A 23,257-nucleotide genomic window follows, 5' to 3' on the forward strand; every position below is an offset into this window, starting at 1 on the left:
GCAACGCCTCTACAAACTTTCTATATTTCCTGCCGCACATCTGCCGACGCCCTTGTGCCGCGCCTGTGAACAAGGGTTGCGGCCGTCGGCATTCCTCATGTCGGACACCGAGATGCGCCCGTTCTTGTCGACTGTTTGTCCCGCTGGTGGACGTCCATGTCGGTCGCGTGCCAGACCCGGCACGGTCCGGTCGCGCCATGGCGCTGGGATATGCTTGCCCGCTATGAGCGAAGTGCCTCTCGCCCCTGCCGCGATGCCGCAGCCGGCCGCCGCCGACGTCGATACCGATGCGTCGGCGCGCCCCTACAAGATTCCCGAATCCGTGCTGGTCGTGATCCACACCGCGGCGCTGGAGGTGCTGATGCTGGAACGCGCCGACCGGCCCGGGTTCTGGCAATGCGTGACCGGCTCGAAGGACAGCCTCGACGAAGCGCTGGAGGACACCGCCCGGCGCGAGGTGTTCGAGGAAACCGGCATCCGCGTGCAAGACCTGGCCCCGGAGGCGCTCGACGATTGGGGCCTGGTCAACGTCTACGAGATCTACCCGGTCTGGCGCCACCGCTACGCACCGGGCGTGAGCCGGAACACCGAGCACGTCTTCGGCCTGACGGTGCCGGCGGGCACGGCGGTGACGCTGGCGCCGCGCGAGCACCTGCGCTACCGCTGGCTGCCCTGGCGCGAGGCCGCGGACCTGTGCTTCTCGCCGTCCAATGCCGAAGCCGTGCTGCAGCTGCCCGCGCAGCGCGCCCGCCGATCCGGGAGTGCCGCATGATCCGCCGCACCCCGCGCCACGCGGCCGTGACCAATTCGGCGACCACCGACACCTCGCCGGCGGACAGCGTCGGCCGGTTGCGAGTGGCGACCTACAACATCCACAAGGGCGTGCGCGGCATGGGGCCGGGCAAGCGCCTGGAGATCCACAACCTCGGCATGGGCGTGCAGGCGCTGGACGCGGACCTGGTGTTCCTGCAGGAGGTGCGGCTCTTCCACCACCGCGAGGCCCGCCAGTTCGAACGCACCTGGTTCGGTTGGCCGGAGCAGGGCCAGGCGGAGTTCCTCGCGCCCGAGGGCTACGAGGTGGCCTACCGCACCAATGCGGTGACGCGCCATGGCGAGCATGGCAATGCGCTGCTGTCGCGCTATCCGATCGGCGATGTCGGCCACCATGACGTGTCGGACCACCGCTTCGAGCAGCGCGGCCTGCTGCACGTGCCGGTGCAATGGCAGGGGACCGAGGTGCATGCGGTGGTGGCGCACCTGGGGCTGATCCACGGCAGCCGGGTGCGGCAGGTCCAGCGGCTGGCGGCGTTCATCGAGGACCATGTCCCGCATGGCGCGCCGCTGGTGGTGGCTGGCGACTTCAACGACTGGGGCGAGCGCCTGGACGAGCCGATGCAGGCCGGCGGCCTGCGCCGCGCTTCGCTGCCCGGCGCGCGGCGCTCGCTGCCGACCTTCCCGTCCCGGGTGCCGGTGTTCTCGCTGGACCGCATCTACACCCGAGGGCTGCGCTGCGTCGACATGAAGGTGCCGCGCGGTCCCGCCTGGGCGCGCATGTCCGACCACCTGCCGCTGCTGGCCGAACTCGTCCTGGAATCTTGAAGCGGCCGCAGGAACCCCTCTTCCCCTGGACCCTCGGGTCGCAGCCCAGTTTCTCGGGCGGCAACGCGGTGTCGCTGCTGTGCGGGGGCGACGCGCTGTTCCCGGCGCAGATCGCGGCGATCGACCGGGCCGAGCACGAGGTCTGGCTCGCCACCTACATCTTTCATGACGACGAGGCCGGGGCCGCGACCCTGGGCGCATTGCGGCGCGCGGCGCTGCGCGGCGTGCGGGTGCGGGTGGTCGTCGACGGCTTCGGCTCCAAGGCCAGCCTGGGCTGGCTGCGCGAGCAGCTGGACGGCGCACCGGTGGCGCTGGCGGTGTTCCGGCCGATCGACCGCTGGTGGAACTGGCTGCATCCCGGTCAGCTGCGGCGGCTCCACCAGAAGCTCTGCGTGGTGGACGGCCGGATCGGTTTCGTCGGCGGCATCAACGTGATCGACGACCGCGTCGACCTGCACCACGGACGCACCGAGGCGCCGCGGCTGGACTTCGCGGTGAGCGTCAGCGGCCCGGCGGTGCGGGCGATCGAGCAGGCCGCGCGCGCCGTCTGGACGCGCGCCTGGCTCGGGCATGACTTCGGCGACGAGATGCGCGCGATGATCCGCAGCGCCTCGCCGGGGCAGCGCGCGAAGCGCCTGATGCGTCGCATCCGGATGCCGCGCGGGGAGCACCGCCGGCGCGATCCCGATCGCCTGCCCCCGGTGCGCGCCGCCTTCGTGCTGCGCGACAACCTGCGCCAGCGCCGCACGATCGAGCGCGCCTATGTCGAGGCGATCCGCGGCGCGACCGCGCGGGTGGACCTGATCACGCCCTACTTCTATCCGGGCCAGCGCTTCCGGCGCGCGTTGAAGGACGCGGCCAGGCGTGGCGTCCAGGTGCGGCTGCTGCTGCAGGGCAAGGTGGACTACAGGATCGCCGCGATGGCGGCCCATGCGCTCTACGACGAGCTGCTCGGCCATGGCGTGCAGATCTACGAGTACACGCCCGCCTTCCTCCATGCCAAGGTCTGCGTCGTCGACAACGACTGGGCGACGGTGGGCAGCTCCAACATCGATCCGCTGTCGCTGCTGCTCAACCTGGAAGCCAATGTGGTGGTGCGCGATGCACCGTTCGCCGGCGACGTGGCGCGGGAGTTCGATGCGGCGGTCGCGCAGTCGCGGCGGGTGGAGCGGCCGGAAGGCCGCGGGCTGCGGGGCGTCCTCGGGCGGGCGCTGGTGGCGTGGGTCGCGTATGTCTACCTGCGGGTGGCGGGAGCGACCGGCCGGTATTGAGCCTGCAACGACCGCGCTGGAGCGCGGGCGAGGCGCTTCCAGTCTCAGTTCGTATAGGTCCCCGGCCCCGGCATCGGCGGACGAACGCCGGTCGGGAACGGGTCCTGCTGCGTGGTGTTGGCATTGCCGGGCCGGGCGTTGAACTGCTTGTCGACGAAACGCAGCATCGGCTCGACGCGCGCCGCCCAACTCGCCTCGTCGTGCGTCGCACCCTGCGCCTCGAGGTAGCCGATGTCGGCGCTGGCCCAACCGCGCGCCTGGAGCACCGCCCGCAATTGGCGCAACTGCCTGATGGCCTCCGCGCCTTCGCCGGTGCCCATGTCCAGCCATAGCTTGGGACGCGCCTGCGACATCGGCAGCGGTGTCTTGCGCGTGTCGCGGATCGGGAACTGGTCGTCCCACCACAGCGACGGCGACACCACCAGCGCCGTGCCGAAGACTTCGCCGTGGTGCACCGCCAGCCACAGGCTCATGATGCCGCCCAGCGAGGAGCCTCCCACCGCCGTGTGCCCCGCGTCCGGCAGCGTGCGATAGCGCGCGTCGATCGCCGGCTTGAGCTGTTCGATCAGGTAGCGCGCGTAAGCCGCCGCCCGGCCGCCCTGGGTGTGGCCGTCGCGGCTCATCGCGGTGGCGGTGTACTCGTCGATGCGGCGCGCGGTGTTGTTGACCGCCACGATGATCATCGGCTGGATCTGCCCGTCGACCGTCAGGCGCTGCGCCGTCTCGTCGACCTGCCACTCGGCGCCCGCCGCCGCCGCGTCGAAGACGTTCTGCCCGTCGTGCAGGTAGAGCACCGGATAGCGACGCTGCGTGTCCCGCTCGTAGTTCGGCGGCAGCCAGACCTGCACGCCCCGCTCGCCGACGAATCGCTCCGGCAGCGGCTCCAGCCGCTCGATGGTGCCGGCGCGGCTCAACGAGATCGGCGCGCCCGGCGCGTTGAACGCGCGCGTGACCCGCACCTCGTCCGTGACCAGTTCGATCGCCCGGTTGCCGCCAGTCTCCCAGCCCGCATCGCCTTCGCCCTGGCCGGGGCGCTCGATGCGGAACTTGTAGGGCACGGTGCCGCCCGGCGGCATGCGCTCGAAGGTCGCGGTGACGCTGTACCAGCCGTCGCGGCCCAGGCCGGCGGCCGGCGCGATCAGCGAGCGCGACCAGCTCAGCGGCGCCGCGCCGCCGCGCACGCCGACCATGTCGCGGGCCGGATCGAAGCGGCCGGCGGCGATCTCGTCGCGCAGGTCGATGTCGAAGACGACCCGGGTCGCGGCGAAGGCGCGCGGTGCGACCAGCATCGCCGCGATCAGCAGCAACAGCGTGGCAATGAAGCGGACAAGCGCGGGCGAGGGGCGGGCCGGCGCGGCGAGGGCGGAAACGACAACGGCGCGCGGGAGGCGCGCCGTGGAGGCGGTGTGAGGCATGCGGAACTCACCGGATGAGCCGGACGGTCGGGGGCCGCCCGGCGGGTCGGTGGCGGGCCAGGCCCGCCGAGGCCCCGGATATTAGTCCAGCACGACCAGCTCTGTGCGCGCCCGCAGCAGCGCGGCCGGACCGCGCGGGCCATCGTCGTTGACCAGCGCGAAGGCACGCTCGATGTCCGGCGCCAGGTAGTGGTCGGTGGGCATCGCGGGGCAACGCTCGCGCAGCCGCGCATGCATCTCCTCCAGCGGCGCCGAGCTGCGCAGCGGGCGCAGGAACTCGATGCCCTGCGCCGCGGCCAGCAGCTCGATCGCGACGATGTGCGCCGTGTTGTCGAGCATCGGCCCCAGGCGGCGCGCGCCGAAGGTCGCCATCGAGACGTGGTCCTCCTGGTTGGCCGAGGTCGGCAGGCTGTCGACGCTGGCCGGATGCGCGAGCGACTTGTTCTCGCTGGCCAGCGCCGCGGCGGTGACGTGCGCGATCATGAAGCCGGAGTTGAGCCCCGCGTTCTCGGTCAGGAAGGGCGGCAGGCGCGACACGCCGGTGTCGATCAGCATCGCGATGCGGCGCTCGGCGATGGCGCCGACTTCCGCGATCGCGCAGGCCAGCGCGTCGGCCGCCAGGGCGACCGGCTCGGCGTGGAAGTTGCCGCCGGAGATCATCGCCGCCGGGCCGTCGGCCGGCGCGAAGACCAGTGGGTTGTCGGTGACGGCGTTGGCCTCGCGCAGCAGCACGTCGCGGACGTAGCGCGACTGGTCCAGGCAGGCGCCCATGACCTGCGGCTGGCAGCGCAGGCAGTAGGGGTCCTGCACCCGGTCGTCCCCCTCGCGATGCGACTGGCGGATCGGGCTGCCGGCGAGCAGCGCCCGATAGGCCGCGGCCGTCTCGATCTGGCCGGGCTGGCCGCGCACCTCGTGGATGCGGGGATCGAAGGGGCCATCGCTGCCGCGCGCCGCGTCCAGGCTCAGCGCGCCGCTGACGACGGCGGCGGCATAGACGGTCTCGAAGCGCAGCAGGCCTTCCAGCGCCAGCGCCGTCGAGGTCTGCGTGCCGTTGATCAGCGCCAGGCCCTCCTTGGCCTCCAGCACCAGCGGCTTCAGGCCGGCCCGCTCGAGCACCGCGAGCGCGGGCTGGCGCTGGCCGTCGACCAGCATCTCGCCTTCGCCCATCAGCGCCAGCGTCATGTGCGACAACGGCGCGAGGTCGCCCGAGGCGCCGACCGAGCCCTGCGCCGGCACATAAGGCACCAGGCCCGCATTGAAGGCGTCGAGGATGCTCTGCACCACCGACTCGCGCACGCCGGAGAAACCGCGCGCCAGCGAGGCCGCCTTGGTCGCCAGCATCAGCCGCACGACCGGGGGCGCCAGCGGCGCGCCCACGCCCACGCAGTGCGACCGGATCAGGTTGCGCTGCAGCGCGGCCAGCTCGTCCTTGCCGATGCGCTTGGAGGCCAGCTTGCCGAAGCCGGTGTTGACGCCGTAGACCGGATCGTCGCCGGCCGCGGCCGCCTGCACGACGGCGGCGCCGCGGCGGATCGTCCGCCAGGCGTCGGCCTGCAGCGTCAGCGTCACGCCGCCAGCGCGGATGCGGCGCAGCTGGTCCAGCGTCAGCCGGCCGGGGATGAGTTCAAGGGAAGTCGTCATGGGAACTCGGTTCGAGAACGGATTCGTGGATCGGGGATGGACGGGGACAGCGGTCTCAGCGGCCGAGCATCGGCAGCTTCAGGCCGCGCTCCTGCGCGGTCTGCTGCGCGATCTCGTAGCCCGCGTCGGCATGCCGCATGACGCCGGTGCCGGGATCGTTCCACAGCACGCGGGCCAGGCGCTTGTCGGCGGCTTCGGTGCCGTCGCAGACGATCACGACGCCGCTGTGCTGCGAGTAGCCCATGCCCACGCCGCCGCCGTGGTGCAGCGACACCCAGGTCGCGCCGCCGGCGGTGTTGAGCATCGCATTGAGCAGCGGCCAGTCGGAGACGGCGTCGGAGCCGTCCTTCATCGACTCGGTCTCGCGGTTGGGACTGGACACCGAGCCCGAATCCAGGTGGTCGCGGCCGATCACGATCGGCGCCTTCAGCTCGCCGGTGCGGACCATCTCGTTGAAGGCCAGGCCGGCCTTGTGGCGCTCGCCCAGGCCCAGCCAGCAGATGCGCGCCGGCAGGCCCTGGAAGGCGATGCGCTCACGCGCCATGTCCAGCCAGCGGTGCACGCCGGCATGGTGCGGGAACAGCTCCTTGATCTTGGCGTCGGTCTTGTAGATGTCCTCGGGATCGCCGGAGAGGGCGACCCAGCGGAACGGGCCGCGGCCCTCGCAGAACTGCGGGCGCACATAGGCGGGCACGAAGCCGGGGAAGTCGAACGCGTTCTTCACGCCCTGGTCGAAGGCGACCTGGCGGATGTTGTTGCCGTAGTCGACGGTGGGGATGCCCATCGCCTGGAAGTCCAGCATCGCCTGCACATGCACCGCGCAGCCGCGTGCGGCGGCGGCCTTGAGGTCGGCGTGCCTGGACGCGTCGCCCGCGGCGGCCTTCCACTGCTCGACCGTCCAGCCCACCGGCAGGTAGCCGTTGATCAGGTCGTGGGCGGAGGTCTGGTCGGTGACCAGGTCCGGCTTGATCGCGCTGCCGGCCTTCACCCGGGCGACCAACTCGGGCAGCACTTCCGCCGCATTGCCCAGCAGCGCGATGGAGACCGCCTTCTTCTCGGCGGTGTATTTGGCGATGCGGGCCAGCGCGTCGTCCAGGTCCCGGGCCTGCTCGTCGACGTAGCGGGTCTTGAGGCGGAAGTCGATGCGCGACTGCTGGCACTCGACGGTCAGCGAGCAGGCGCCGGCGAAGGTCGCCGCCAGCGGCTGCGCGCCGCCCATGCCGCCCAGGCCGGCGGTCAGCACCCAGCGGCCGACCATGTCGCCGCCGAAGTGCTGACGTCCCGCCTCGGCGAAGGTCTCGTAGGTGCCCTGCACAATGCCTTGCGAGCCGATGTAGATCCACGAGCCGGCCGTCATCTGGCCGTACATCATCAGGCCCTTGCGATCGAGCTCGTTGAAGTGCTCCCAGTTGGCCCAAGCTGGCACCAGGTTGGAGTTGGCCAGCAGCACCCGCGGCGCGTCCACATGCGAGGGGAAGACGCCGACCGGCTTGCCCGATTGGATCAGCAGGGTCTCGTCTTCGTTCAGGTTCTTGAGCGATTCGAGGATCTGCTCGAAGCAGTCCCAGTTGCGCGCGGCCTTGCCGATGCCGCCGTAGACCACCAGCGCGTCCGGGTTCTCGGCCACGGCCGGATCCAGGTTGTTCTGGATCATCCGGTAGGCGGCCTCGATCAGCCAGTTCTTGCAGGTGAGCTGCGTGCCGATCGGGGCACGGACGGGACGGGGTTGGGCGTGGCTCATGGCGGTTCCTTCCGGGAATCGTGGGATCTTGAGAGGCGTGGGAGGTCAGGATCAGCGGCGGCTGGAAGCCGTCTCGCCGTCGGGGTAGATCATGGTGGCCGGCACGCGCATCGTGCGGCGCGCCAGCGGGTAATAGACCAGCGAGGTCAGCACCAGGCTGACGATCCAGGAGATGTCGGCGCCGCCCAGCCAGTCGGCGATCGGGCCGCGGTACAGCTTCTGATTGAGGAAGGGGATCTGCACGATCACGCCCAGCAGGTAGCAGCCGAGCGCCATCGCGTTCCAGGCGCCGTAGCGGCCGTTGGGGTCGTAGAGCGCGGGGATGTCGACCTTCTCGCGCGAGACCAGGTAGTAGTCCACCAGGTTGATCGCGCTCCAGGGCACGAAGACCGCGAGCAGCAGCAACACGAAGTTCTTGAAGTGGTTCAGGAAGTCGGCGCTGGCCAGCACCGCGATCGCCATCGAGGCCAGCACGAAGCCGAGGATGGTCGCCGCGCGGGCCGCCGCGCCGATGCGCAGCGACGGCCGGAAGGCGCCCAGCGTGGTCAGCAGCGTCATGCAGCCGCCATAGGCGTTCAGGCAGTTGACGGTCAGCTTGCCGGCGACGATCACCGTGTAGATCGCCGCGGCCACGGCCGGTCCGGCGAGCTCGCCCATGAAGCCGACCTGGTTCTTCAGGAAGCCGCCGCCGGCGGCCGCCACCAGCACGCCGAAGGTCATCGCCAGCTGCGCGCCCAGCACCGTGCCGGTGAAGGTGGTCCAGAAGGTGCGCGCGGTGGAGGTGCCCGACGGCAGGTAGCGCGAGTAGTCGGCGACATAGGGCGCGAAGGTCAGCTGCCAGCCGGCCGACAGCGCCATCGTCAGCAGCAGCGAGGCCATGGTGAACGGCTTCTGGCCGAAGACGGCGCCCATGTCGTGCTGCTGGAACAGCCGCAGCGCCAGGTAGCCGAAGCCCAGGATGCCCAGCACCGTGGCGATGCGGCCGACGACGTGGATCAGCTTGTAGCCCACCGTGGCGATCAGCGCGGTGAGGCCGCCGAAGACCGCGATACCCACCAGCGGCGACTCCGCGCCCAGCAGCAGGTTGATCGCCTGGCCCGACAGCACCGTGCCGGTGGCGGCGAAGCCCAGGTACATCACCAGCGTCAGCAGCAGCGGCAGCGCCGCGCCCTTGACGCCGAACTGCACCCGGCTGGAGATCATCTGCGGCAGGCCCAGCCGCGGCCCCTGCGCCGAGTGCAGCGCCATCACCGCGCCGCCCAGCAGGTTGCCCAGCAGCAGGCCGACGATCGCCGTCAGCGCCTCGGCGCCGAAGACGATGGCCAGGGCGCCGTCCACCACCGCGGTGATCTGCAGGTTGGCCGCCATCCAGAGGCTGAACTGGCTGCCCGGGCTGCCGTGGCGTTCGCGTTCGGGCACGCGATCGATGGTGCGCGTCTCCAGCAGCCGGTCCGGTGGGGCGGTCGCGCCGGCGGGCGACGCGGCGGAAGTCGATACGGTCATGGGAGTCTCCTGGGCGCGCCGTCGTGCTCTTCGCATCTGTTGGCGGGATGCGGCGGACTCTAGTTGTCTATACAAGTACAGTCAAGTAGGATGCGACCCCATGGCGACGAAGTCCTCGAGCTCCCTTCCGGCCTCCGCGTTGAGCGGTGCGGGCGGCCCCGCGCCGCAGTACCTGAAGGTGAAGACGCACCTGCGCGAAGGCATCGCGGGCGGGCGCTGGCGGCCGGGCGAGCGCCTGCCGTCGGAGGCGGACCTGACCGAGGCCTTCGGCGTCAGCCGCATGACGGTCAATCGCGCGCTGCGCGAGCTGCATCAGGAAGGCCTGGTCGAGCGGGTGCAGGGCGTGGGCAGCTTCGTCGCCCAGTTGCACCGGATCGCCTCGACGCTGACGGTGCGCGACGTGCATGAGGAAATCGCCGCGCGCAACCACCGGCACGAGGCCAGCGTCCATGTGCTGGAGACTTTGCGCGCCGATGCGGGGCAAGCCGCGCTGCTCGGCCTGCGCGCCGGCGCCACCGTCTTCCACAGCGTCATCGTCCATCGCGAGAACGGCATCGCGATCCAGTGCGAGGACCGGCTCGTGAATCCGGCCTGCGCGCCGGACTACATGGACCAGGACTTCGCGCGCATCACGCCCACCCATTACCTGCTGGAAGTGGCGCCGCTGTCGGAAGCGCGCTACACCATCGAGGCCGCCATGCCGGGCGCGCTCGAGGCCCGGCTGCTGGGCATGCCGCGCGGCGAACCCTGCCTGGTCGTGAAACGTGTCACATCCAGCCAGGGTCGCGCGGTGACGGCGGTGCGATTGGTGCATCCGGCCAGCCGCTACCTGCTAGAGGGGAGCTTCCAGGCGTGACCCGCGGGTTGACGTTTGGTGACGTGTCCTCATGAGCGAGTCTTCGAGAATCCCGCCCTTCAGCAATAGCCCTGCGCAGTTGGATGACATGAGCTGGATGAGGATCACCGCCGATGAGGTTGCACCGACCCCGTGGCGCAATGGAGGAGGCCAGACCCGCGAGCTGCTCGCGTGGCCGCACGTCGCGGACTGGAAGGTGCGCATCAGCGTCGCGGACATCGATCGCGACGGGCCGTTCTCGGCCTACCCCGGCGTGGACCGGTGGTTCGGCGTGCTGTCGGGAGAAGGCGTGATCATGCGCGGCCGCGCGCTCAAGCCCAACGAGGGCATGGTCGGGTTTCCCGGCGAGGACGCGCCGGACTGCGCGCTGATCGACGGGCCGACGCAGGATTTCAACGTGATGCACCGGCGCGATGCCGGCGTCTTCCGGCTGCAGCCGGCCGACCGGCCGCTGATCCCGCACGGCGCGCGCTGGCTGGGCCTGTTCACGCAGGAAGGCGGCCTGCTGATCCACGGGCATCGCTCGGTGCCGCTGGCGCCCCGCACGCTGGCCTGGTGCGAATCGCCGGCCGCGCACAGCTGCGTCTTCGACGACGGCGATCAACATGGACCGGCCTGGTGGCTGGTCTGGAGCGACACATGACGATGACCTCGACCGCTGCGCCACGCCGCGTCCTGTGGACCCACGCGACGCTGGCGACCTTCGCCGGCGAGCGCGACTGGGGACTGGTGAACGATGGCGCGCTGCTGGTCGAGGGCGAACAACTGCGCTGGGCCGGTCCCGCGGCCGAACTGCCGGCCGAGCTGCGTGCCGGTGTCGCCGACACGCACGACCTCGGCGGTGCGCTGGTGACGCCGGGGCTGATCGACTGCCACACCCACCTGGTCTACGGCGGCGAGCGTTCGGCGGAATTCGAGCTGCGCCTGCAGGGTGCGACCTACGAGGAGATCGCCCGCGCCGGCGGCGGCATCCGCTCCACCGTCGCGGCGACGCGCGCCGCGGGCGAGGCCGAGCTGCACGCGCTCGCGGTGCCGCGCGCCCGCGCGCTGATGGCCGAGGGACTGACGACGCTGGAGGTGAAGTCGGGCTACGGCCTGTCGCTGGCGGACGAGGCCAAGTGCCTGCGCGTGGCGCGCCAGCTGGCCGCGCTCGGCCTGACGGTCCGCACCACCTGCCTGGGCGCCCACGCGCTGCCGCCGGAATTCGAAGGCCGCCAGGACGAGTATGTCGACGCGGTGTGCGGCTGGCTGCCGGAACTCCAGCGCCAGGGGCTGGTCGACGCGGTCGACGTCTTCTGCGAGCGCATCGCCTTCACGCCGGCGCAGACCCGGCGCGTCTTCGAGGCCGCGCGGGCGCTCGGACTGCCGGTCAAGCTGCATGCGGAACAGCTCAGCGACCAGGGCGGCGCCGCGCTGGCGGCCGAGTTCGGCGCGCTGTCCTGCGACCACCTCGAATGGCTGAGCGAGGACGGCATCGCCGCGATGGCGCGGGCCGGTACCGTCGCGGTGCTGCTGCCTGGCGCGTTCTACTTCCTGCGCGAGACGAAGCTGCCGCCGGTGCAGGCGCTGCGCGACGCCGGCGTGCCGATCGCCCTGGCGACCGACCACAACCCGGGCAGCTCGCCGGGGCTGTCGCTGCTGCTGATGCTGAACATGGCCTGCACCTTCTTCCGGATGACGCCGGAGGAGGCGTTGCGCGGCCTGACGGTGAACGCGGCGCGGGCGCTCGGCTTGCCCGATCGCGGGCGGCTGGTCGCCGGCCTGCGCGCCGATTTCTGTATCTGGAATGCCGCGCATCCGCGTGAGCTGGCCTACTGGTTCGGCCGCAATCCGCTGCGACAGGTCGTGGTGGGCGGCCGGCCGCGGGCGTGAGACGAGCGGCGGACGATCGCGCGACGACGCGATCGCGCCGGCGCGCGACGGCCTGTTGCCGCCGCGAGGAGACAAGAGGAACGAGCGATGAAGCACGACGTCTTTGAACTGCGGCGTGGCCGCACCCCGCTGCTGATCAGCATGCCGCATGTGGGCCGCGAGATCTCGGCCGACCAGCACCATCGCTATGTCGAGCGCGCGCTCGGCAGCGAGGACACCGACTGGCACCTGGAGCCGCTGTATGCGCCGATCGCCGAGCAGCTTGGCGCCGGGATGCTGGTGCCGCGCTTCTCGCGCTACCTGATCGACCTGAACCGCCCGCCCGAGGACACGCCGATGTATCCCGGCGCCTCCAACACCGAGCTCTGCCCGACGCGCTTCTTCACCGGCGAGTCGCTCTACAAGGACGGCCTGGCGCCGGACGCGGCCGAGAAGCAGCGCCGCATCGAGCAGTACTGGGCGCCGTACCACCAGGCGCTGCAGGGCGAGCTGCAGCGCCTGCGGCAGGAACATGGCTTCGCGCTGCTGTTCGAGGCCCACAGCATCCGCTCCGAACTGCCGTGGCTCTTCGAGGGGCAGCTGCCCGACCTCAACATCGGCACCGTCGAGGGCAAGTCCTGCAAGCAGGTCACCCGCCAGGCGATCGAGATCGTGCTGCAGGCGCAGGACGACTTCAGCTGGGTGGTCGACGGCCGCTTCAAGGGCGGCTACATCACCCGCCAGTACGGCCGGCCCGAGCTGGGCCAGCAGGCGGTGCAACTGGAGATGTGCTACCGCTGCTACATGGTCGAGAACGACATGGGCTTCACCGGCTATGAACTCGATGCGGCCTGCGTCGAACGGGTGCGGCCGGTGCTGACGATGCTGCTGCAGGCCTATCTGATGGCCAACCCGTCGCGGAGCGCCGCATGAGCGCGGCTTCCGCGGCTTCCGCGGCCCCCGCGACGCCGACCGCCTTCCACGCGCCGCTGGCCTGGCTGGACGGACGCTGGCAGGCCGACGTGCTGATGCGCGTGGGCACCGACGGGCATTGGGCCGCCCTGAGCGCCGGACAGCCGGCGCCGGCCGACGCGGTGCGGCTGGGTGGACCGGTGCTGCCGACGCTGGTCGATGCCCACAGCCATGCGTTCCAGCGCGCCTTCGCCGGCCTGGCCGAGCAGCGCGACAGCGACAGCGACGACTTCTGGTCCTGGCGCGACCGCATGTACGGCGTGGCGCTGCGCGTGACGCCGGCCCAGTTGAAGGACATCGCGGCGCAGCTCTACACCGAGCTGCTGGCCGGCGGCTACACGCAGGTCTGCGAGTTCCACTACCTGCACCATCGCGAGGACGGCACGCCCTACGAGGACGAGCATGCGATGGCGATGGCGCTGGCCGAGGCGGCGCAGGAGACCGGCATCGGCCTGACGTTGCTGCCGGTGCTGTATGCCCATGCGGGCTTCGCGCAGCGCGGGCTGCGCGAGACGCAGCGGCGTTTCCGCACCGATGCCGACTGGGTCTGGCGGGCCTGCCGGCGCATCAATGCCGCAGGCCTGCCGTTGGTGCGCGCCGGCGTGGCGGTGCATTCGCTGCGCGCGGCCCATGAGGCCGACGTGCGGGCGCTGCAGGCGCTGGTGGGCGACGCGGACATCGCCATCCATGTGCATGTGGCCGAGCAGCAGCAGGAGGTCGATGACTGCCTGGCGGCGACCGGCAAGCGGCCGATCGAGTTGCTGGCCGGCTACCGGCTGGATCCGCGCTGGCACCTGGTGCATGCGACGCACAGCACGCCCGAGGAGATCGCCGCCGTCGCCGCCAGTGGCGCGGGCGTGGTGATCTGCCCGGGGACCGAGGGCAACCTCGGCGACGGCCTGGCGGACCTGCCGGGCTGGCTCGCGGCCGGCGTGCCCTTGACGGTGGGCTCGGACAGCCAGGTCACCCGCGGCTGGGTCGAGGAATTGCGCTGGCTGGAGTACGGCCAGCGCCTGGGCCAGCAGCGGCGCAACGTGGCGGCACGGCCGGGGGCGCAGCCCTCGACGGCGGCGCGGCTGTTCGACGCCTGCGTCGCGGGCAGCGCTCGGGCGGCGGGGCTGCCGTCCTGGGGCCTGAAGGCCGGCGCCCGGGCGGACTTCCTGGTGCTGGACACGGCGGCCAGTGGACTGGCGGGATTGCCGGACGCCGCGCTGCTCGACGGCCTGGTCTTCGCCAGCCAGGGCCCCGCCTGGCGCGAGGTCTATGTCGCCGGCCAGCGGCGCCCGATCGACGACGCCGGCCGGCGCGAGCGCTTCATGGCGACGATGGCCGCGCTCTGGCGCTGAGGCGGCCGGCCCCCCGTTTCCACAGGGTTCCGGGCCGGCACGCCGGCTGCTAGGCTGTTTCCGTTCGGCAACTTTGTCGGGAGCAGCCATGCGGACCCTGCGCCACTTCACCATCCGGACGCGCCTCATGGCGCTCGGCCTGTTGTCGGTCCTCGCGATGCTGCTGATCGGCGGCGACGGGCTCTGGGCGATGGCCCGCACCAAGCAGGACTTCCAGCACTACGTGCGGCAGGACGTCGAGTCGCTGGTGCAGCTCTCGGAGGTGCGGGCCGGCGTCGGCAACCTGCGCCGCTACGAGAAGGACATGCTGATCAACATCGGCGACGATGCCGCGGTGAAGCGCTATCACGAGGAGTGGCGCAAGACCTTCGAGGGCGTCATCCGCAGCCTGGAGGTGATCGGCGCGCTGGACATCCTGCCCGAGATCAAGGCGATGCCGCCGGCGATGAAGGCCTCGCTGGGCAACTACAGGAACGGCCTGGACGGCATCGTGGCCCGCATCCTGAAGCAGGAGTTCGTCGACTCGGCCGAGGCCAACCGGCAAACCGAGCCGATCAAGGGGCCGGTCCGGGAGATGGACAAGCAGCTCGGCGAAATGACGCAGGCCATCATGGCGCGCGGCAACCAGGAGGTGCAGCGCATCGATGCCGAGGAGACCCGCATCCGCATGGCGCTGGGCGGCGTCATGCTGCTCGGCGTCGTGGTCATCGGCACCTTCACCTTCTTCAACATCGCATCGATCCTGACGCCGCTGGCCCAGGCGGTCAGCTCCACCGAGCGCATCGCGCGCCAGGACCTGAGCGAGCGCGTGGATGTGCACGGCGCCGATGAGACCGCCGCGATGATGCGCGGCGTGCAGGGCATGCAGCACTCGATCCGCCATGTGGTGAGCGGGGTGCGCCAGGCCACCGACAGCATCGCGACGGCCTCGCGCGAGGTCGCGGCCGGCGCCCACGATCTCAGCCATCGCACCGAGCAGGCGGCGTCCAATCTGCAGGAGACCGCGTCGGCGATGGAGGAGCTGACCGCGAGCGTGCAGCACAACGCCGACTCGGCCCGCCAGGCCAACCAGCTGGCCGAGGAAGCCGCCGGCGCCGCCGATCGGGGCGTCAGCGTGGTGGGCGAGGTGGTGCAGACGATGGGACGGATCAGCGCCTCGTCGGCGCGCATCGTCGACATCATCGGCACGATCGACGGCATCGCCTTCCAGACCAACATCCTGGCGTTGAACGCGGCGGTGGAAGCCGCGCGCGCCGGCGAGCAGGGCCGCGGCTTCGCCGTCGTCGCCGGGGAGGTCCGCACGCTGGCGCAGCGCAGCGCCGAGGCCGCCAAGGAGATCAAGCAGCTGATCACCGCCAGCGGCGAAAGCGTCGCCAGCGGCTCGGCCCTGGTCGAGCGGGCCGGGCAGACGATGAACGAGATCTCGGAGTCGATCACGCGGGTGTCGCGCATCGTGGCCGAGATCAGCCACGCGACCGTCGAGCAGAGCGGCGGCATCAACCAGATCGGCACCGCGATCTCGCAGCTGGACCAGATGACGCAGCAGAACGCGGCGCTGGTCGAGGAGTCTGCCGCCGCGGCGCAGAGCCTGCAGCATCAGGCCGATGCGCTGTCGCAGTCGGTGGCGGTGTTCAAGCTCTCCTGAGGAGCGTGACTTCCGTCCGGGAGGAGTGCACGGTCGGGCCGGTTTGGCGCGTCGTGTCCTCGTGCGCCGGCATGCGGGCTGCTAGGCTTTTCGCTTCGATCCAATCGTCGGGAAAACATGCAGTCTCTGCGCAATTACACGATCCGGACCCGCCTGCTGGGACTGGGGCTCCTGTCGGTCCTCGCGCTCCTGCTGATCGGTGGCGCCGGCCTCTGGGCCATGGGCAGCACGCGGTCCGAGTTCCAGCAGTACGTCGCCCAGGACGTGGGCTCGCTGACCCAGCTCTCCGAGGTGCGCGCCGGCATCGGCAACCTGCGTCGCTTCGAGAAGGACATGCTGATCAACATCGGCGACGACGGCACCGTCAAGCAGGCCCAGGCCGACTGGCAGAAGACCTACGCCGGCGTGATCCGCAGCCTGGACGCGCTTTCCGCGATGGAGACGGGCGCGGAAACCGGCGCCATGCCGCCCAAGCTCAAGCAGGCACTCGAGGCCTACAAGGCCGGCGTGGACGACATCGCCAAACGCATCCTGAACGCCGACTTCGTCGACGCCGCGGAGGCCAACCGCTCCACCGACGTCATCAAGGCGCCGGTGCAGGCGATGGACAGCGGCGTGACCGAGATGACGCGCGCCATCCTGCAGCATGGCGACGACGAGGTGAAACGCCTGAGCACCCGCGAAGGCGCGGTGCGCGGCGCGCTCGGCGTGGTGCTGGTGATCGGCGTGGTGCTGATCGGCCTGCTGACCGTGCTGAACATCCGCTCGATCCTGGCGCCGCTCGCGCAGGCGGTGAGCACGACCGAACGCATCGCCCGCAAGGACCTGAGCGAGCCGGTGACGGTGCAGGGTGCGGACGAGACGACCGCGATGGCGCGCGGTGTGCAGGGCATGCAGGACGCGCTGCGCGAGGTCGTCGGCGGCGTGCGCAGCGCCACCGACAGCATCGCCACCGCGTCGCGCGAGGTCGCCGCGGGCGCGCACGACCTGAGCCAGCGCACCGAACAGGCGGCGTCCAACCTGCAGGCGACCGCGTCCGCGATGGGACAGCTGACCGCCAGCGTGCAGCACAACGCGGCCTCGGCCGGCGAGGCCAAGGCGCTGGCCGAGCAGGCCGCCGACGTCGCGGGCCGCGGCGTGAGCGTGGTCGGCGAGGTGGTGCAGACGATGGGGCGCATCAGCGCGTCGTCGGCCCGCATCGGCGACATCATCGGCACGATCGACGGCATCGCCTTCCAGACCAACATCCTGGCCCTCAACGCGGCGGTGGAAGCCGCGCGTGCGGGCGAGCAGGGCCGCGGCTTCGCGGTGGTCGCGAGCGAGGTGCGCTCGCTCGCGCAGCGCAGCGCCGAGGCGGCCAAGGAGATCAAGCAGCTGATCACCGCCAGCGGCGAGAGCGTCGCCAGCGGGGCGGCCCTGGTCGAGCGGGCGGGCGAGACGATCAACGAGATCTCCGAGTCGATCACCCGCGTGTCGCGCATCGTGGCCGAGATCAGCCATGCGACCGCCGAGCAGAGCGGCGGCATCAACCAGATCGGCTCGGCGATCGCGCAACTGGACCAGATGACGCAACAGAACGCCGCGCTGGTCGAGGAATCCGCGGCCGCGGCGCAAAGCCTGCAGCACCAGGCGGATGCGCTGTCGCTGTCGGTCGCCGTCTTCAAGCTGAACTGACGCGACCCGTCACCGTCCCCTGCTGCCTGAACCGCGCAGGGCGGTGACGCCGGGGAGGGCTGAGGCCGGCACCGGCCGGCCGATTCAGACGCCCATCACCTGCACCCGATTGCGTCCCGCGTGCTTGGCCGCGTACAGCGCCTGGTCCGCGGTCTCCACCAGCATCGCGGCCTTCGCCGGCGGCTCTCCGGCCGCCAGGCCGATGGACACGGTGACGCGCAGCCCCGGCACCAGCTCGCCCCACAGGTGGTTCGCGATCGCGCCGCGCAGGCGCTCGCAGATCTCCTGGCCGCGTTCGGCCGGGACGCCGACGAAGACCAGCATGAATTCCTCGCCGCCGACCCGCGCCAGCAGGTCGGCGCTGCGCAGCTGCCGCCGCAGGACCTGGGCCACCTTCTGCAGCGCTTGGTCGCCGACGCCATGTCCGAAGGCATCGTTGACCTGCTTGAAGTGGTCGATGTCCAGCAGGCCCAGCGCGATCGGCTTGTGCTCCTGCCGGGCCCGCTCGAGCAGCAGCGGCAGCGCGAATTCCGCATGGCGCCGGTTGTTGAGGCCGGTCAGCGCGTCCTCATGGGCCATGCGGCCGAGTTCCGCGGCCTCGCGTCGCAGGCGCTGCTGCTCCTGCTCCGCGAGCTCGGCCCGCTCGCGCTCGCGACGCGCGTCCTGCAAGGCATGCTCGGCCCGCGCCTGGGCCTGCTCGAACTCCTGCCGGATCAGCATCGCCTCGGTCTGCAGCGCCATCGCGCTGCGGGCCGTCTGGCGCTCCAGCGAGGACAGCAGTTCATGCGCCGCCAGGGCCCGGGCCGTGTCGCCGCGCAGCTTGCAGGCGCGATAGATCGCCAGCGCGAGCTGCCGCCGCAGGCGCGTGGGCAGTTGCTGCGGCGCCTGCTGGCTGACCAGGTCCTGCAGCGTCGCCAGCGCCGGCAACGCGTCGGTCGCGCCGGCGCAGTCGTCGCGCTTGAGCTGCAGCAGCGCCCGTTGCGCGCGCGCCTGCAGCACCATGCCGGCATAGCCGTGCCGCTGGGCCAGCCGCTCGTATTCATCGGCGATGAGCAGCGCGTCGTCGATCGCGCCGGTGCCCAGCTGCAACTCGACCAGGTTGGACAGCGAGACCACCACCAGGAAGGGATTGCCTTCCTCCCGCACCAGGTCGGCGGCGCGCACCGCGTAGGGCTCGGCCTGGGCCAGCGCCTCGGCGGCCGATCGCCGGTCCTCGTCGCGGATCGCCTCGGCGTGCGCCTGCAGCCAGAAATGCGCCAGGTTGTTCAGGCAGGACAGCAGCAGCTCGCGCTCGCCGGCGGCCTGCTGCTGCGCGATCTCCAGCGCCTGCAGCGTGTGCTGGCAGGCTTGCTCGACCTGGTCGGTCACCGCGAAGGCCACCGCCAGCCGGTTCAGCGCCCAGGCTTCGCGTGCCGGGTCCTGGGCGCGCCGCGCCGCGGCCAGGCCCTGCCAGCCGGCCTGCATCGCGTCCCGCCCCATCTGGAACTGCGCGTAGACGTAGCAGAGCTCGGTCAGCGCCTCCGCGGTCCATTCGTCCTGGTCAGGGCCGTCGATCAGCCGCACCATCGCGACCGCCTCGCTGGCGCGCCGCAGCGCCGCCGGCAGGTCGCCCTGCCGGGGCAGGTTGTGGGCGATCAGGATCAGCGCCCGCGCGCGCTCCCGCACCGAATCGGCCGCCACCAGCGACAGCTCCAGCGCATCGGTCGCGTCGCGGTAGGCGCCGCGGCGGCTCAGGTGCAAGGCTCGGGCCAGTTCGCGTTGGAACAAGGCGGATTCCTCCTTCGGCGATGCGGTCGACTGGAATGCCGCAGCATTCGTCGGCGCACATCGCACGTCAATCGCGGCTGGCCCCAGTGGACGATGGATACAGTCGCAGGCATGCCAAAAGTCTCGAAAGCGCCGGTGCCGAACGTCGCACCCGCCCCGCCCGTCGATGCACCCGCATCGATGGTTGCGGTACCGGTCGAGCGGGTGCTGGTCGGCGTGGACTTCAGCAGCGCGCCGACGGCCCGCAAGCCGATCCGGCTCGCCTTCGGCCACCGGCGCGGCGCGGTCGTGAAGCTGGAGCGGCAGGAGGCGCTGGCCTCGCTGGCGGCCTTCGAGACCTGGCTGGCCGCGCCCGGGTCGTGGCTGGGCGGCTTCGACCTGCCGTTCGGGCTGCCGCGCGAGCTGGTCGAGACACTGGGCTGGCCCACCGAGTGGGCGCCGCTGATCGCGCATTACGCGAGCCTGTCGCGGGCCGAGATCCGCGCCACTTTCGCCGCCTTCTGCGATGCCCGTCCGGTGGGCCGCAAGTTCGCGCACCGCGCCTGCGACGGCCCGGCCGGCTCCTCGCCGAGCATGAAGTGGGTCAATCCGCCGGTGGCCTACATGCTGCACGCCGGCGTGCCGCGATTGGTGGCGGCCGGCGCGCACCTGCCCGGCCTGCATGCGGGGGATCCGGCGCGGGTGGCGCTGGAGGCCTATCCGGGCCTGCTGGCGCGGGAGCTGATCGGCGCGCGCAGCTACAAGAGCGACGACCGCGCCAAGCAGACGCCGGAGCGCCTGATCGCCCGCAAGGATCTGATCGAGGCGCTGGAGCAGGGCCGCAGCCGGCTCGGCCTGCGGCTGAAGCTGTCGCATGCGCAGCGCGACGACCTGGCCGCCGACGGCTCCGGCGACAAGCTCGACGCGGTGCTGTGCCTGATGCAGGCGGCCTGGGCCGAGACCCAGCCCAACTACGGCCGCCCCGCCGACATGGATCCGCTCGAAGGCTGGATCGTGTGTGCCTGATGTTCCGACCCGGAGGATGACGCGATGACTCGACCCGATGCTGTTTCGACCCTTCCGCCGCTGCGGGTCGCCGTGATGGGCGCCGGCGCGGTGGGCTGCTTCTTCGGCGGCATGCTGGCGCGTGCCGGCCATGCGGTGACGCTGATCGGCCGGCCGGCCCATGTCGAGGCCATCCGCGACCACGGCCTGCGCATGGAGACCCGCCTGTTCGACGAGCAGGTTCGCCTGCACGCCGACACCGACCCGTCCGCCGCCCGCGGCGCGCAGGTGGTGCTGTTCTGCGTGAAATCGACGGACACCGTCTCGGCGGCGCGGGAACTGGCGCCCTACCTCGGCGCGGACACGCTGCTGCTGTCGATGCAGAACGGCGTCGACAACGCCGAGCGCCTGCGCGAGACGGTGCCGCAGCCGGTGTCGGCGGCGGTCGTGTACGTCGCCACCGAGATGGCCGGGCCCGGCCACGTCAAGCACCACGGCCGCGGCGAACTGGTCATCGAGCCGGCCGATGGCGCCGACGCGCTGGCGCAGGCCCTGGTCGCGGCCGGCGTGCCGGTCGAACTCTCGGACAACGTGCGCGGCGCGCTCTGGTCCAAGCTGCTGATCAACTGCGCCTACAACGCGCTGTCCGCGCTGACGCAGCAGCCTTACGGCGAACTGGTGAAGGGGGAGGGCGTCTGGACGGTGATGGACCAGCTCGTCGACGAGGGCCTGGCCGTGGCCGCGGCCGATGGCGTCACCCTGGTGGGGGACGTGCGTCAGGCGGTGCGCAAGATTGCCGAGACGATGCCGGGCCAGTTCTCATCGACCGCGCAGGACCTGGCCCGGGGCAAGCCGACCGAGATCGATCACCTGAACGGATTCCTGGTCCGGCGGGGCGAGGCGCTCGGCGTGCCCACCCCTGCGAACCGCGTGCTGCACACGCTGGTGCACCTGGCGGAACTCAGCCGCGCCTGAGCTGGCACGGGCAGCCGGTGCGTGGCCGGGCCGTCGCGCGTGGCCGGCCGTTGCGCGTCGCCGCGCTTACTTGCGCATCAGCGTCGACTTGCCGAACAGGGACTCGACCAGGTCGACCGCCACCAGCGCGGTCTTGTTGCGCACGTCCAGCGCCGGGTTGAGCTCCATGATGTCCAGCGACGCCAGACGGCCGGTGTCCGCGATCATCTCCATGCAGAGCTGGGCCTCGCGGTAGGTCGGCCCCCCCGGGATGGTGGTGCCGACGCCGGGCGCGACGTCCGGGTCCAGGAAGTCGACGTCGAAGCTGACATGCAGGTGGGTGTTGGCGTCCATTGTCGCCAGCGCCAGCTCCATCGTGTGGCGCATGCCCATCTCGTCGATGTAGCGCATGTCAAAGACTTCCAGGCCGACCTCGTGGACGAAGCGTTTCTCGCCGGGATCGACGCTGCGGATGCCGATCTGGCGGATCCACTTCGGATCGATCGCCGGCACCTTGCCGCCGATCTGGATCAGCTCCTGCGGGCCGTAGCCGCACAGGCAGGCCACCGGCATGCCGTGGATGTTGCCGCTGGGCGTGAGCTGGCTGGTGTTGAAGTCGGCATGGGCGTCCAGCCACAGCACGCGCAGCTTCTTGCCGGTGTCGCGGCAGTGGTGCGCCACCGCGGCGATCGATCCCAGCCCCAGGCAGTGGTCGCCGCCGAGCAGGATGGGCATGCGACCGCCGCCCAGTTCGGCATAGACCGCGTCGTGCACCGCCTGGTTCCAGGCGGTGACCTCGTCCAGGTGGCGGTAGCCCGCAGTCGGCGGCTGCCAGGGGTTGGACGGACCGGCCAGGTTGCCGCAATCCTTGACCTCGACGCCGTGCGCCTGCAGCGCCTCGGCCAGGCCCGCCACCCGCAGGGCCTCCGGCCCCATGCTGGCGCCTCGGGCGCCGGCCCCCACGTCGGTGGGGGCGCCGATCAGGCTCACGTGTCGTGCTGCGGTCATGGTCGAACCTCTCTTGCTTTGGGATGCCCCCGAAGGGCGGATCAGTGGCCGTCGCCCGCGCTGCCGTTGCCGTTCGCGGTCGAGCCGATGTCGTATTCCTTCATCAGCAGCGCCCAGGCCTCGTCGGCGGTCTCGACGTAGTGGAAGAGCTGCTCGTCGCCCGGGCTGATCATCCCGGTGTCGATCAGCAGCTCGAAGTCGATCAGGCGCGACCAGAAGTCGCGTCCGAACAGGAGGATGGGGCGGCGGCGGCACTTGCCGGTCTGGATCAGCGTCAGCGTCTCGAAGAGCTCGTCCAGCGTGCCGTAGCCGCCCGGGAAGGCCGCCAGCGCCACCGACCGGATCAGGAAGTGCATCTTGCGCAGCCCGAAGTAGTGGAAGCGGAAGCAGAGCTCCGGGGTGATGTACTGGTTGGGCCGCTGCTCGTGCGGCAGCACGATGTTCAGGCCGATGCTGCGGCCGCCGGCTTCGTGCGCGCCGCGGTTGCCGGCTTCCATGATGCCGGGGCCCCCGCCGGTGACGACGTACAGCGGATGCGCGAAGTCCTTGGTGTGCTCGGTGATCAGGCGCGCGAACTTGCGCGCTTCCTCGTAGTAGCCGCTCATCACCAGGCGGCGCTCGGCGCGCTGGAGCGCGGCTTCGTCCTTGGCGGCGCGCGCGGCGTCGACGGCCGCCTGCGCCGACTCGCGGTCGGCGATGCGCGCGCTGCCGAAGATCACCACCGTCGACTGGATGTCCAGCTCCTGCTGCACCAGTTCCGGTTTCAGCAGCTCGAGCTGCATGCGCACCGGCCGCAGTTCCGGACGGACCAGGAAGTCGGTGTCGGTGAAGGCGAGCCGGTAGGCAGGCGGCGGATTGGCGTCGAACGCGGCATCGAAGGCCGCTTGCTGTTCGGCCTCCTCCTGGGCGGAGGGAAAGTTGCGGGCGGTGAGTTTGTCGCTTCTGATCATGATTCGATGGCCCGGGAGCTTACGGGCGTTGGCACTTAATTTCTGTTCGTCTCGCGCGGCGGCGCACCGGCTCGGACGAT

At 71.1% G+C, this 23,257-nt stretch carries 19 protein-coding genes; 12 read left to right on the plus strand and 7 right to left on the minus strand.

The window, feature by feature from the left end; all coding sequences use genetic code 11:
- Window positions 1-253: 253 nt before the first annotated feature.
- The 3 genes from nudB to clsB all read left to right on the plus strand — a co-directional run bounded on the left by nudB (window position 254) and on the right by clsB (window position 2,870).
- Window positions 254-772 carry a dihydroneopterin triphosphate diphosphatase gene (gene nudB / locus CS062_RS11115; protein WP_099861709.1) on the plus strand — a complete coding sequence of 173 codons (519 nt, stop codon included), beginning with the start codon at window positions 254-256 and terminating at the stop codon, window positions 770-772.
- A 119-nt stretch (window positions 773-891) separates the two neighbouring features.
- Window positions 892-1,599: an endonuclease/exonuclease/phosphatase family protein gene (locus CS062_RS11120; protein WP_233218020.1), complete on the plus strand. Its 708-nt coding sequence runs from the start codon at window positions 892-894 to the stop codon at window positions 1,597-1,599.
- On the plus strand, window positions 1,596-2,870 hold the full coding sequence (gene clsB, locus CS062_RS11125) for a cardiolipin synthase ClsB (RefSeq protein WP_233218018.1): 1,275 nt from the start codon (window positions 1,596-1,598) through the stop codon (window positions 2,868-2,870). Before CS062_RS11120 ends, clsB begins: the two co-directional genes overlap by 4 nt.
- 44 nt (window positions 2,871-2,914) lie before the next feature.
- Here the strand turns inward: clsB and CS062_RS11130 are convergent, their stop codons facing one another.
- From CS062_RS11130 to CS062_RS11145, 4 genes are all read right to left on the minus strand, one after another.
- Entirely contained in the window at window positions 2,915-4,285 is a 1,371-nt protein-coding gene (locus tag CS062_RS11130; protein ID WP_099861711.1) for an alpha/beta hydrolase, read from the minus strand.
- Between the two features lie 81 nt (window positions 4,286-4,366).
- Window positions 4,367-5,926 (minus strand): histidine ammonia-lyase, encoded by a 1,560-nt coding sequence (gene hutH, locus CS062_RS11135; RefSeq protein WP_099861712.1) that lies wholly within the window; start codon window positions 5,924-5,926, stop codon window positions 4,367-4,369.
- 55 nt (window positions 5,927-5,981) lie between these two features.
- Complete coding sequence (gene hutU, locus CS062_RS11140; RefSeq protein WP_099861713.1) at window positions 5,982-7,667, minus strand: urocanate hydratase; 1,686 nt, start codon at window positions 7,665-7,667, stop codon at window positions 5,982-5,984.
- A gap of 51 nt (window positions 7,668-7,718) precedes the next feature.
- Window positions 7,719-9,170 (minus strand): purine-cytosine permease family protein, encoded by a 1,452-nt coding sequence (locus CS062_RS11145; protein WP_099861714.1) that lies wholly within the window; start codon window positions 9,168-9,170, stop codon window positions 7,719-7,721.
- Between the two features lie 100 nt (window positions 9,171-9,270).
- Between CS062_RS11145 and hutC the strand changes: the two genes are divergently transcribed.
- The 7 genes from hutC to CS062_RS11180 all read left to right on the plus strand — a co-directional run bounded on the left by hutC (window position 9,271) and on the right by CS062_RS11180 (window position 17,514).
- Complete coding sequence (gene hutC / locus CS062_RS11150) at window positions 9,271-10,026, plus strand: histidine utilization transcriptional repressor HutC (RefSeq protein ID WP_099861715.1); 756 nt, start codon at window positions 9,271-9,273, stop codon at window positions 10,024-10,026.
- Between the two features lie 88 nt (window positions 10,027-10,114).
- On the plus strand, window positions 10,115-10,669 hold the full coding sequence (locus CS062_RS11155) for a HutD/Ves family protein (protein WP_158238751.1): 555 nt from the start codon (window positions 10,115-10,117) through the stop codon (window positions 10,667-10,669).
- Window positions 10,666-11,898: an imidazolonepropionase gene (gene hutI, locus CS062_RS11160; protein ID WP_233218019.1), complete on the plus strand. Its 1,233-nt coding sequence runs from the start codon at window positions 10,666-10,668 to the stop codon at window positions 11,896-11,898. Before CS062_RS11155 ends, hutI begins: the two co-directional genes overlap by 4 nt.
- Before the next feature lie 87 nt (window positions 11,899-11,985).
- The gene (hutG, locus tag CS062_RS11165) at window positions 11,986-12,810 is read left to right on the plus strand and encodes an N-formylglutamate deformylase (RefSeq protein ID WP_099861717.1); all 825 of its coding nucleotides are present in this window, start codon (window positions 11,986-11,988) and stop codon (window positions 12,808-12,810) included.
- The gene (gene hutF / locus CS062_RS11170) at window positions 12,807-14,195 is read left to right on the plus strand and encodes a formimidoylglutamate deiminase (RefSeq protein WP_099861718.1); all 1,389 of its coding nucleotides are present in this window, start codon (window positions 12,807-12,809) and stop codon (window positions 14,193-14,195) included. Before hutG ends, hutF begins: the two co-directional genes overlap by 4 nt.
- Window positions 14,196-14,283: 88 nt before the next feature.
- Window positions 14,284-15,840 carry a methyl-accepting chemotaxis protein gene (locus tag CS062_RS27280; RefSeq protein ID WP_158238752.1) on the plus strand — a complete coding sequence of 519 codons (1,557 nt, stop codon included), beginning with the start codon at window positions 14,284-14,286 and terminating at the stop codon, window positions 15,838-15,840.
- A gap of 117 nt (window positions 15,841-15,957) precedes the next feature.
- Complete coding sequence (locus CS062_RS11180) at window positions 15,958-17,514, plus strand: methyl-accepting chemotaxis protein (RefSeq protein WP_099861720.1); 1,557 nt, start codon at window positions 15,958-15,960, stop codon at window positions 17,512-17,514.
- Window positions 17,515-17,598: 84 nt separating this feature from the next.
- Here the strand turns inward: CS062_RS11180 and CS062_RS11185 are convergent, their stop codons facing one another.
- Window positions 17,599-19,281: a GGDEF domain-containing protein gene (locus tag CS062_RS11185; protein WP_099861721.1), complete on the minus strand. Its 1,683-nt coding sequence runs from the start codon at window positions 19,279-19,281 to the stop codon at window positions 17,599-17,601.
- 180 nt (window positions 19,282-19,461) lie between these two features.
- Here CS062_RS11185 and CS062_RS11190 point away from each other — a divergent pair, with 180 nt between their 5' ends.
- Together CS062_RS11190 and CS062_RS11195 are read left to right on the plus strand one after the other, a co-directional pair.
- Entirely contained in the window at window positions 19,462-20,286 is an 825-nt protein-coding gene (locus CS062_RS11190) for a DUF429 domain-containing protein (protein WP_099861722.1), read from the plus strand.
- A 60-nt stretch (window positions 20,287-20,346) separates the two neighbouring features.
- A complete protein-coding gene (locus tag CS062_RS11195) occupies window positions 20,347-21,240 on the plus strand; it encodes a ketopantoate reductase family protein (RefSeq protein ID WP_099861745.1) in 894 nt (297 codons plus the stop codon).
- 66 nt (window positions 21,241-21,306) lie between these two features.
- On the opposite strand, the gene rocF is transcribed toward CS062_RS11195, so the two are convergent.
- Entirely contained in the window at window positions 21,307-22,227 is a 921-nt protein-coding gene (rocF, locus tag CS062_RS11200) for an arginase (protein ID WP_099861723.1), read from the minus strand.
- A 41-nt stretch (window positions 22,228-22,268) separates the two neighbouring features.
- Complete coding sequence (locus tag CS062_RS11205) at window positions 22,269-23,177, minus strand: LOG family protein (protein ID WP_099861724.1); 909 nt, start codon at window positions 23,175-23,177, stop codon at window positions 22,269-22,271.
- Between the last annotated feature and the right edge of the window lie 80 nt (window positions 23,178-23,257).

It is taken from the genome of Roseateles chitinivorans (genome assembly GCF_002761755.1).
GTDB lineage: Bacteria > Pseudomonadota > Gammaproteobacteria > Burkholderiales > Burkholderiaceae_C > Roseateles > Roseateles chitinivorans.

What these genes read in the sequence shown, in the direction of transcription:
- CS062_RS11120 (WP_233218020.1), top strand. Translation starts at nt 892, where the DNA reads ATGGGGCCGGGCAAGCGCCTGGAGATCCACAACCTCGGCATGGGCGTG.
- hutC (WP_099861715.1), top strand. Translation starts at nt 9,271, where the DNA reads ATGGCGACGAAGTCCTCGAGCTCCCTTCCGGCCTCCGCGTTGAGCGGT.
- hutH (WP_099861712.1), bottom strand. Translation starts at nt 5,926, where the DNA reads ATGACGACTTCCCTTGAACTCATCCCCGGCCGGCTGACGCTGGACCAG.
- CS062_RS27280 (WP_158238752.1), top strand. Translation starts at nt 14,284, where the DNA reads ATGCGGACCCTGCGCCACTTCACCATCCGGACGCGCCTCATGGCGCTC.
- CS062_RS11130 (WP_099861711.1), bottom strand. Translation starts at nt 4,285, where the DNA reads ATGCCTCACACCGCCTCCACGGCGCGCCTCCCGCGCGCCGTTGTCGTT.
- CS062_RS11190 (WP_099861722.1), top strand. Translation starts at nt 19,462, where the DNA reads ATGGTTGCGGTACCGGTCGAGCGGGTGCTGGTCGGCGTGGACTTCAGC.
- hutG (WP_099861717.1), top strand. Translation starts at nt 11,986, where the DNA reads ATGAAGCACGACGTCTTTGAACTGCGGCGTGGCCGCACCCCGCTGCTG.
- rocF (WP_099861723.1), bottom strand. Translation starts at nt 22,227, where the DNA reads ATGACCGCAGCACGACACGTGAGCCTGATCGGCGCCCCCACCGACGTG.
- hutF (WP_099861718.1), top strand. Translation starts at nt 12,807, where the DNA reads ATGAGCGCGGCTTCCGCGGCTTCCGCGGCCCCCGCGACGCCGACCGCC.
- CS062_RS11180 (WP_099861720.1), top strand. Translation starts at nt 15,958, where the DNA reads ATGCAGTCTCTGCGCAATTACACGATCCGGACCCGCCTGCTGGGACTG.
- CS062_RS11205 (WP_099861724.1), bottom strand. Translation starts at nt 23,177, where the DNA reads ATGATCAGAAGCGACAAACTCACCGCCCGCAACTTTCCCTCCGCCCAG.
- CS062_RS11145 (WP_099861714.1), bottom strand. Translation starts at nt 9,170, where the DNA reads ATGACCGTATCGACTTCCGCCGCGTCGCCCGCCGGCGCGACCGCCCCA.
- hutU (WP_099861713.1), bottom strand. Translation starts at nt 7,667, where the DNA reads ATGAGCCACGCCCAACCCCGTCCCGTCCGTGCCCCGATCGGCACGCAG.
- hutI (WP_233218019.1), top strand. Translation starts at nt 10,666, where the DNA reads ATGACGATGACCTCGACCGCTGCGCCACGCCGCGTCCTGTGGACCCAC.
- CS062_RS11155 (WP_158238751.1), top strand. Translation starts at nt 10,115, where the DNA reads ATGAGCTGGATGAGGATCACCGCCGATGAGGTTGCACCGACCCCGTGG.
- nudB (WP_099861709.1), top strand. Translation starts at nt 254, where the DNA reads ATGCCGCAGCCGGCCGCCGCCGACGTCGATACCGATGCGTCGGCGCGC.